Raw genomic sequence first — 8,174 nt, forward strand, 5'->3', positions numbered from 1 at the left:
TAGCGCCGGGCGGCGCTACGCTGCGCGGCGCGCCCGCCGCCCCTCGTGCGACCAGGCCGACGACGGCAGCAGGCTCGGCGGGAACAGACGCGAACGGAGGACCCGCGCACCGGAGGTCGAGGCGTCCAGGGCGACCCGCGCCTCCTGGACCGCCGTGAGCAACGCCGCAGCGTCCACCGATGCCGCACCGCCCGCGGCGAAGCGCTCGCGGTCGACCGCATCGACGATCGTCTCGAGGTGCGGCAGGGCCGACGCCGGCACCGACGGTCGGAGCCGTCCGAGCACCGCCCGTGCCGTCCGCGCAGCAGCAGCCGCGTCACCGGGCGGCGCGAGCCCCGGCGCGTAGCCGTGGTCGGCGACGTCGTCGAGCGCCTCACGCCAGGCGGTCACCGCCGGTGCCCGGCCGGAGCGGACCGCACCGAGTCGTGTCCGCCGTCGGACCAGCCGGACGAGCGCGGGCGAGACCAGGAGCGCCACCGCGAGCACCAGCCCGACCGCGAGCCCCAGCGGTGCGTTGCCTCCACCGCCGGTCGACCCGGCGGCTCCCGGCGCGGCGGACGCGCTCGGTGTCGGCGTGGGTGACGCTGCGGGAGCGGACTCGCCCGGGGCGGGCAGCGGCGTCTCCGGGGCCGCTGCCGAGGGGGTGCTGGTGGCCTCGGTCGAGGGCGTCGCAGCGGCGTCGGAGTCGGGGGTCGGCTCGAACGCGACCCAGCCGGCGCCCTTGATGTAGAGCTCCGGCCACGAGTGGAGCTGCCGGTTCGACACCGTGTACTCGCCGTCGGCCTGCGTGGTACCTGCCCGGTAGCCGACCGCGATGCGCGACGGGATGCCGAGCGTGCGTGCCATCACCGCCATCGCCGAGGAGAAGTGGACGCAGTAGCCCTCGCGGACCTGCAGGAACTTCGCGACGACGTCCATGCTGTCGCCGTCGTAGCCCTGTTCGACCGGAGCGGTCTCGGAGTACGTGAAGAGGTCGCTGCGGAACCACTGCTCGAGCGCGCGGCCCTTCTCGTAGTCGGTGGCAGCGCTGCCCGCGACGCGTTGCGCCGTCCGCGAGATGCTGACCGGCAGCTTGTCCGGGAGCTCGCGATCGGTCCGGAGCTGGTTGGCCGAGGGGGTCGCGAACCCACGGCCGTCGGCGCGTCCGAGCAGGCCGGAGCCGGCTATCGCGTCGAGGTACTCGCCGGCCCAGGTGGAGGCGCCGTAGACCTCGTAGGTGGCACCGCGCGGGGTCGCCGGACCGGTGGACCGCACCGTGCTCGACTCCCCCATCCAACGCCACTGCGACAGGTCGAGGTTCGTCGACCGCGACTCGATCGAGACCGCACCGGCGGGAACCGGCAGGTAGTTGCTCGACAGGCCGGTGACCCGGATCGTGACGTCGCCGCGGGTCGAGAGCCGCGGGTTGATGCCGACCGCCCACTGCTGCTGGTCGGCGGTCTCGGACTTGGCGGCGTCGGTGGTGGTCGGGACCCAGTCGCCGGTGCCGAACTCGTCGAGGTTCGCGAGCTTCAGGTATTCCGGGCGGCCGTCGGACGAGCGGTAGCGGAAGACCTCGAGCTCGTTCGGCTGCCGGAGGTCCTGCCCGAGGTTCAGCAGCGTGCCGGGGCGTCCGGGCTGCACCGGTGACTGGATCGCCCCCGTGACGCCGGACAACCAGCTCGCGTTGAGTGGCACGACCGCGGGCAGTCCCACGGCGACGACGAGTCCGATCGCTCCGACGACCGCAGCGGGGAAGGCCCGTTGGACCGGTCGGACCGAGAGCCAGAGCAGGACGAGGAACGCGATGCCGGTGGCGATCACGAGCCCGGGTGCCGCGGGCGCCCCGGTGACGACGCCCGGCACGATGAGGATCACGAGCGCCGGGACGGCGGCGAGCGCAGCGGTCGGGGCGACGGCCGCGAGGAAGAGCGAGACCCCGGCGACCCAGCCGATCGCGACCGTGACGATGAGCCGGATCGCGTCGGACTGCGGCAGCGGCGCGGGGTTCAGCCGGATCGCCGCGAGGGTCTCGCCGAGCGCACCGTTGCGGTCGAGCCACCCGAGCGGCTGCACGTCGTTCACGACCGCCGCCGCGCACGAGCAGACCACGAGCGCCGCGACGAGTGCCACGAACCGCACGCCGGGCGCCCGACGGCGGACCGCGAGCAGCGTGCCGACGAGGACGGCGGCGACGAGGACGCCGGACACCCACCACGCGATGCCCTGCACCAGCGGACGCATGGCGAGGGCGGCGATCAGGACGGGCACCGGCGCGAGCGCGACGACCCAGGGACTCGGCGAGTCCGGCCGGTCGACGTGGCCGTCGGGTTCGCGCCGCGTGCCGCTCCGCGTCGGGACCGGGCGGGTGGCGACGCCGCTCACCGGATGCTCCCGGGAGCGTGGGCGCCGGCCACGGGGACCACCAGGGTCCGCCACCCGCCGCGGTCGAGGATCCCCCGCACGACCGGGTCCGGCGGCACGATGGTCGCCAGGATCCCCCGGCTCGACCCGGTCGTCGCGGAGACGAGTTCGGCGGCCTGTTCGGCGGTGCAGTTGCCCGTGACGACGGCGGTCATGCCGTGCACGTCGCGACCGCGGACGTCCGGCAGGACCTCGGTGACCTCGCGGGCGTCGGAGCGGACCCGGACGTCGGCGAGCCCCACGAGCACGTCGGTCAGTCCGCCGGCGTCTCCCGTGTGTCGCGTGCTGCCCGACGGCCCGTCACTGACGAGCACCACCCGCGAGGTCCGCGCGGCGAGGGCGCGTGCGACGCTCGCGGCGACGACGACCGCGTGCTCGAACGCCGCGTCCCCGCCGAGGTCCGAGAGCTCGGCCAGGTCGTCGCGGCCGAGTCGCTGGTAGGACTCGCGTCGGACGTCGAGCGCGATGACTGCCTCCGGTGGCTGCGCCTGGGTGGTCTGGCGGACGTGGAGCTCCCCGCGGCGGGCGCTCTGGGCCCAGTGCACGCGGCGGATGGGATCGCCAGGGCGGTAGGGACGGAGTTCGCTGTCGTCGGCCGAACCGCCCTGACCCACCCGGCCTTCGTCGGCGGAGACGGCTCCGGCGAGTGCACCGGCGTCGATCGACGCGAGCGGGGTGGAGGCCGGGACGACGACGACCTCTTCCGCCCGCACCACCGGTCGGTCGATGCGGAGCAGACCGAAGGGGTCCTCGACGCGGATCGTCACCGGACCGACCACGCTGCGCCCACGGTGCATCGCCAGGGCCTCGACGTCGAGCACCGCCGGCGGGAGGTTCGGCCCGACGGCGGCGTACGCCTCGGCGGTGGCCATGCTGACGAGCGCGTCGTCGAGCTGTTCGCGCACGAGGAGCATCGATCGCGGACCGATCGGCAAGCTCGTCCCACCCAGGGTGATCCGCTCGCGGTACACCTCGCCGACCTGGATGATCGCGCGCGCCGTGCTCCGGCTGCCGCGCAGCGGTGCGGCGACGACGAACGCCATCACGATGCCGAGCACGACGAGCACGAGGAGGAGGAGCCCCGCGGACACCGCGACGCTCGTCGTCCCCACCAGGCCGCCGCCGATCAGCCCGATGCCGACCGCGATGACGGTCCACCCGCGGACGGTCGGTCGGGGGAACGGTGTGCGGCGGAGCAGCGCGAGGCCCCGCCGCCCGTAGCGGACCGCCCCGGAGCGCAGGGCGCCCGCACGCAGCGCGAGCGACGTCGGTGCCGGGGAGCCGGACATCAGGAGCGGACGGGGGTCGCCGTGAACGGCACGGCCGTGTCGGACACGATCCGCACGACGATGTCACGGACTGTGTCGTCGCCGGTCCCGCCGAGGCCCCGGGCGACCGGCACGAGCCGGTGCGCGAGGATGACCGGCGCCAGGGTGGCGACGTCGTCCGGTGTGACGAAGGGACGGCCGAGCAGCGCGGCGTGCGCACGGGCGGCCTGCGCGAGGTGCAGGGTCGACCGAGGGCTGGCGCCGAGCACGATGTCGGGGTGCGTGCGGGTGGCCCGGACGATCGCGACGATGTACGCCTCGACGTCGGGCGCGACGTGGACCGTGCGGACGGAGCGGATGAGGTCGCGGAGGGTGTCCACGTCGACGATCGGACGGAGATGTGCCAGCGGGTCGCCACCGCCGCGGTTGGACAGCATCTGCCGCTCGGCGTCGGCGCTCGGGTACCCCATCGTCACGCGGGCCATGAAGCGGTCGCGCTGGGCCTCGGGCAGCGGGTAGGTGCCCTCCATGTCGATCGGGTTCTGCGTGGCGACGATCATGAACGGGCTGTCCAGCTTCCGCGTCACGCCGTCGACGGTCACCTGCGCCTCGGCCATCGCCTCGAGCAGCGCGGACTGGGTCTTCGGGCTCGTGCGGTTGATCTCGTCGCCGATGACGACGTTCGCGAACACCGGGCCCGGCGAGAAGCGGAAGGTGCCGGAGGACTGGTCGAAGATGTTCACGCCGGTGACGTCCGACGGGAGCATGTCCGAGGTGAACTGGATGCGGTTCACCGAGCCGCCGACCGACGCGCCGAGGGCCTTCGCCAACACGGTCTTGCCGACGCCCGGCACGTCCTCGACGAGCAGGTGCCCCTCGGCCAGCATCACCGTCAGCGCGGTGCGGATGGCCTCGGCCTTGCCGTCGACGACGGTGGAAACGGCCGCGATGATGTCGTCGCCGACGTCCCGGATGCGCTCGATCGGGAAGGCGGGGTCGGTCGGTTCCGGCACGCAGGCCTCCTCGTCTCGGGACACGTGTCGTGCATGCTACATCGCACCGGTGACAGGGACCGGAGGATGCGTCACCGAAGTGACCGGTCGACGGACGGGAGGCGCGGTGCCGGCCCGCACCGCGCTTCCCGTCCGTCAGGCGGTCACGTCCCGGGCGCGCGCCGCCAGCGCCGCGTCCGCAGCCACGAGGACCCGCGCCGCCACGGTGACGCCTTCTTCGCGCCCGAGCTCGGTGTCCTCGTGCTCGATGTTCACCCACATCTCGGGGTCCACCTCGTGCAGGGCCTCGAGGAACGCCGTCCAGTACGCCTCGTCGTGCCCCTTGCCGAGGGCGACGAAGTCCCACGCCGACGGCTTCGGCCACTCGTTCGCCCACTCGTCGCCGCCCAGGTTCGTGCGCGGCTCGTCCGGCGAGAGCCGACGGAACGAGTTGTCGAGCACGCCGTTGATCGCCGCGTGCGGGTTGATCCGGACGTCCTTCGCGGCGGCGTGGAACACGAGCGGGCCGAGGTCGCGGACGACCGCCACCGGGTCCATCTGCTGCCAGAACAGGTGCGACGCGTCGAGTTCGACGCCCACGTTCGTCAGCCCGCCGCGCTCGACGAGCTCGCGGATCGTCGCCGGGTTGAACACGATGTTCTGCGGGTGCAGCTCGAGCGCGACCTTGACCCCGTGCTCGCGAGCGAGGGCGTCGATCTCCTGCCAGAACGGCACCGCGACGCTCCACTGGTACTCGATGACGTCGAGCGCGGCGGAGTTCCAGGCGTTCACGACCCAGTTCGGCCGCGTTCCGCCCGGTTCGCCCGCGGGGAGACCCGACATCGTCACGACGCGGTCCTGGCCGAGGCGGGCGGCGAGGCGGATGCTGCGCCGGATGTCCTCGGCGTGGGCATCGCCGATCGTCCGGTCGGGGTGCAGGGGGTTGCCGTTGCAGTTCAGGCCGGCGATGGACACCCCGGTGCCGTCGAACTGCGCGAGGAAGGCGTCGCGGGCCGCGTCGTCGTCGAGGATCTCGTCGATGTTCGGCACGTGCACCGGCGGCAGGAACCCCCCGGTGTTCAGCTCGATGCCCGTGAGGCCGTTGCGTGCGATGGCCTCGAGCGCCGCAGCGAGCGGGCGGTCGTGGAAGATCGCGTCGTAGAGGCCGAGCTTCATGCGCGCACCCCCGTGGTCTCGGTGACCTCGACGGTCGCCCCGCCGTGCGCAGCGGACCGGGCCACCGCGTCGAGGACCTCCATGTTGTGGACGCCGTCGTCGAACGTGGCGTTCGCCGGTAGCGGGTCGGTCGTGTTGCCCACCACCTCGTCGAGGAACGCACGCGCCTGGTACTCGAACATCTGGTTCTGGCCCCAGCCGACACCGGGCGCGTCCATCGCCATCCCTCCGGCGACGTAGGGGTGGTCCGGACCGAGCACGACCTGCCGGTAGCCGCCGAGCCGCGAGCCGTCGGACTGCAGTGCGAGGCCGATCTCGGATGCGCGTTCCTGGTCCCAGCGTGCGGCGCCGTGCTCGCAGAACACCTCGACGACGAGCCCGTTCGGGTGGGACGTCGCGACACGGGAGACCTCGAGCGAGCCGACCACCGTGCCGTCGCCGAAGCGGGCGTTGAACGTGGCGTAGTCGTCGTTCTCGACGTCGGCGAACTCGCCCGTGAGCGGCGCGGCCTGACCGCGGAGGGCGAACCCGGCCGCGATCGGCCGCTTCGTGACGGCCGTGGTGAACACGCCGCCGTTGACGCTCTGCACCTCGCCGGCGAGGAACTCCGCGATGTACGTCAGGTGCGAGCCGACGTCGGCGAGGGCACCGGTCCCCGGGGCCCCCGCGAAACGCCACGAGAAGGGGACGTCGGGCGAGGAGCCGTAGTCGGTCCAGTACCGAGCGGAGACGTGCAGGACCCGACCGAGCGTGCCGTCCTCGACGAGCTGCTTGATCGCGGCGAGGCCCGGGGCGCGACGGTAGGTGAAGCCGACCCGGGCGACGAGGCCACGGTCGGCCGCGAGCGACGCGGCGGACGCCATCGCCCGCGCGTCCTCGAGCGAGTCCGAGAGCGGCTTCTCGCACAGCACGTGCTTGCCGGCGGCGAGGAGCCCCTCGACGATCTCGCGGTGCAGCGTGTTCGCGACCACGACGCTCACCACGTCGACGTCGTCGGCCGCGGCGATCGCGCGCCAGTCGGTGTCGTGCCGGGCGTACCCGAAGCGTGCTGCCGCGTCGGCCGCGAGTGGCTCGTAGACGTCGCCGACCGACACGAGCCGGACGGGCGGCAGCGTGCGACCGAACAGGGACGGTGCGTTCCGCCAGGCGGCCATGTGGGCCTTGCCGGCCATGCCGGCGCCGATGACGGCGACGCCGATGCTGTCGCTCATGTTCTCTCCCTCGAGAAGTACGCGGTGGTTCTGGAACGTTCCAGAGTTCGTCGGTAGACTGTAGACGCACCAACCCATGTCCTGTCAAGGAGCCGCGTGTCCCGACCGCCGACGATCATCGACGTCGCGACCCTCGCCGGGGTCTCGAAGTCGCTCGTCTCGATGGTGATGCGGGACGACCCCGGTGTGTCGGACACCCGTCGAGCAGCTGTCCTCGCCGCTGCCGCGGAGCTCGGCTACCGCCCCAACCGAGCCGCCGCGATCCTCGCCGGCACCCGGACGCGCACGATCGGCGTCGTCGTCGACGACTTCCGGAACCCCTGGTACGTCCCGATGCTCGACGGCATCCGCGAGGCGCTCACCCCGCAGGGCCTGCGCCTCACCCTCGCGGACACCCGCGCGAACGCCCACCTCGGCTCCTCGCCGTTCGACGACCTCCTCTCGCTCCGCGTCGACGGGGTCGTGCTCGCCGCAGAGGGCTTCCCCGACCTCACGGTCCCCGTCGACACCCCGGTCGTCGTCGCCGGCGTCCGGGCCGACCTCCCGGAAGGACTCGACGTCGTCGCGTCCGACGAATCCGCAGGCGCACGCCTGGCCGCGGATCACCTGGTCGGACTGGGTCACCGCCGCATCGCCCACGTCACCGGTTCAGGAGGCCCGGCTGCCGTCCGCCGCGAGGCCACCGTCGCCCGGATGGTCGCCTCCGGCATCGAGCCGCTGGTGTACGGCGACGGCCCGACCTCGGAGCAGACCGGCTACCGGAGCACCGCCACCGCACTGCGGGACCACCCGGACCTGACCGCGGTGTTCGCCGCGAACGACGTCATGGCGATGGGCGCGATCGCCGCCGTGCACGAAGCCGGACTCCGGGTGCCGCAGGACGTCTCGGTGGTCGGCAACGACGAGACCCCGCTCGCCGCCTCACCCCTGCTACGCCTGACGACGGTCGACCCGCACAACGACGAGGTCGGGCGACTCGCAGCTGACCGGCTCGTCGAGCTGATCGGCGCGGCCGCACGGCCGGAGCCGACGCGGGTCCTCGTGCCGCCGTCGCTCGTGGTCCGGTCGACGACCGCTCCCCCGCGCGCCTGACGGCGGCGGCCGTGCGGCGCCGCGGCGCGCAG

The 8,174-nt window shown here is 73.4% G+C and carries 6 protein-coding genes; 1 reads left to right on the forward strand and 5 read right to left on the reverse strand.

What is annotated here, in order from left to right; translation table 11 throughout:
• Positions 1-15 precede the first annotated feature (15 nt).
• From Q7F20_RS16675 to Q7F20_RS16695, 5 genes are all read right to left on the reverse strand, one after another.
• Positions 16-2,364, reverse strand: a complete 2,349-nt coding sequence (locus Q7F20_RS16675; RefSeq protein WP_305741190.1) for a DUF3488 and transglutaminase-like domain-containing protein — start codon at positions 2,362-2,364, stop codon at positions 16-18.
• A complete protein-coding gene (locus Q7F20_RS16680; RefSeq protein WP_305741191.1) occupies positions 2,361-3,692 on the reverse strand; it encodes a DUF58 domain-containing protein in 1,332 nt (443 codons plus the stop codon). Before Q7F20_RS16680 ends, Q7F20_RS16675 begins: the two co-directional genes overlap by 4 nt.
• A complete protein-coding gene (locus Q7F20_RS16685; protein WP_305741192.1) occupies positions 3,692-4,684 on the reverse strand; it encodes a MoxR family ATPase in 993 nt (330 codons plus the stop codon). The genes Q7F20_RS16680 and Q7F20_RS16685 overlap by 1 nt, the downstream gene beginning before the upstream one ends.
• Before the next feature lie 135 nt (positions 4,685-4,819).
• Positions 4,820-5,839, reverse strand: a complete 1,020-nt coding sequence (locus tag Q7F20_RS16690; RefSeq protein ID WP_305741193.1) for a sugar phosphate isomerase/epimerase — start codon at positions 5,837-5,839, stop codon at positions 4,820-4,822.
• Positions 5,836-7,050, reverse strand: coding sequence for a Gfo/Idh/MocA family protein (locus tag Q7F20_RS16695; RefSeq protein ID WP_305741194.1), 1,215 nt, complete (start codon positions 7,048-7,050; stop codon positions 5,836-5,838). The genes Q7F20_RS16690 and Q7F20_RS16695 overlap by 4 nt, the downstream gene beginning before the upstream one ends.
• A gap of 96 nt (positions 7,051-7,146) precedes the next feature.
• Here Q7F20_RS16695 and Q7F20_RS16700 point away from each other — a divergent pair, with 96 nt between their 5' ends.
• A complete protein-coding gene (locus tag Q7F20_RS16700) occupies positions 7,147-8,142 on the forward strand; it encodes a LacI family DNA-binding transcriptional regulator (protein WP_305741195.1) in 996 nt (331 codons plus the stop codon).
• The last annotated feature ends 32 nt before the right edge of the window (positions 8,143-8,174 follow it).

The organism is Curtobacterium sp. A7_M15, from assembly GCF_030705415.1.
GTDB lineage: Bacteria > Actinomycetota > Actinomycetes > Actinomycetales > Microbacteriaceae > Curtobacterium.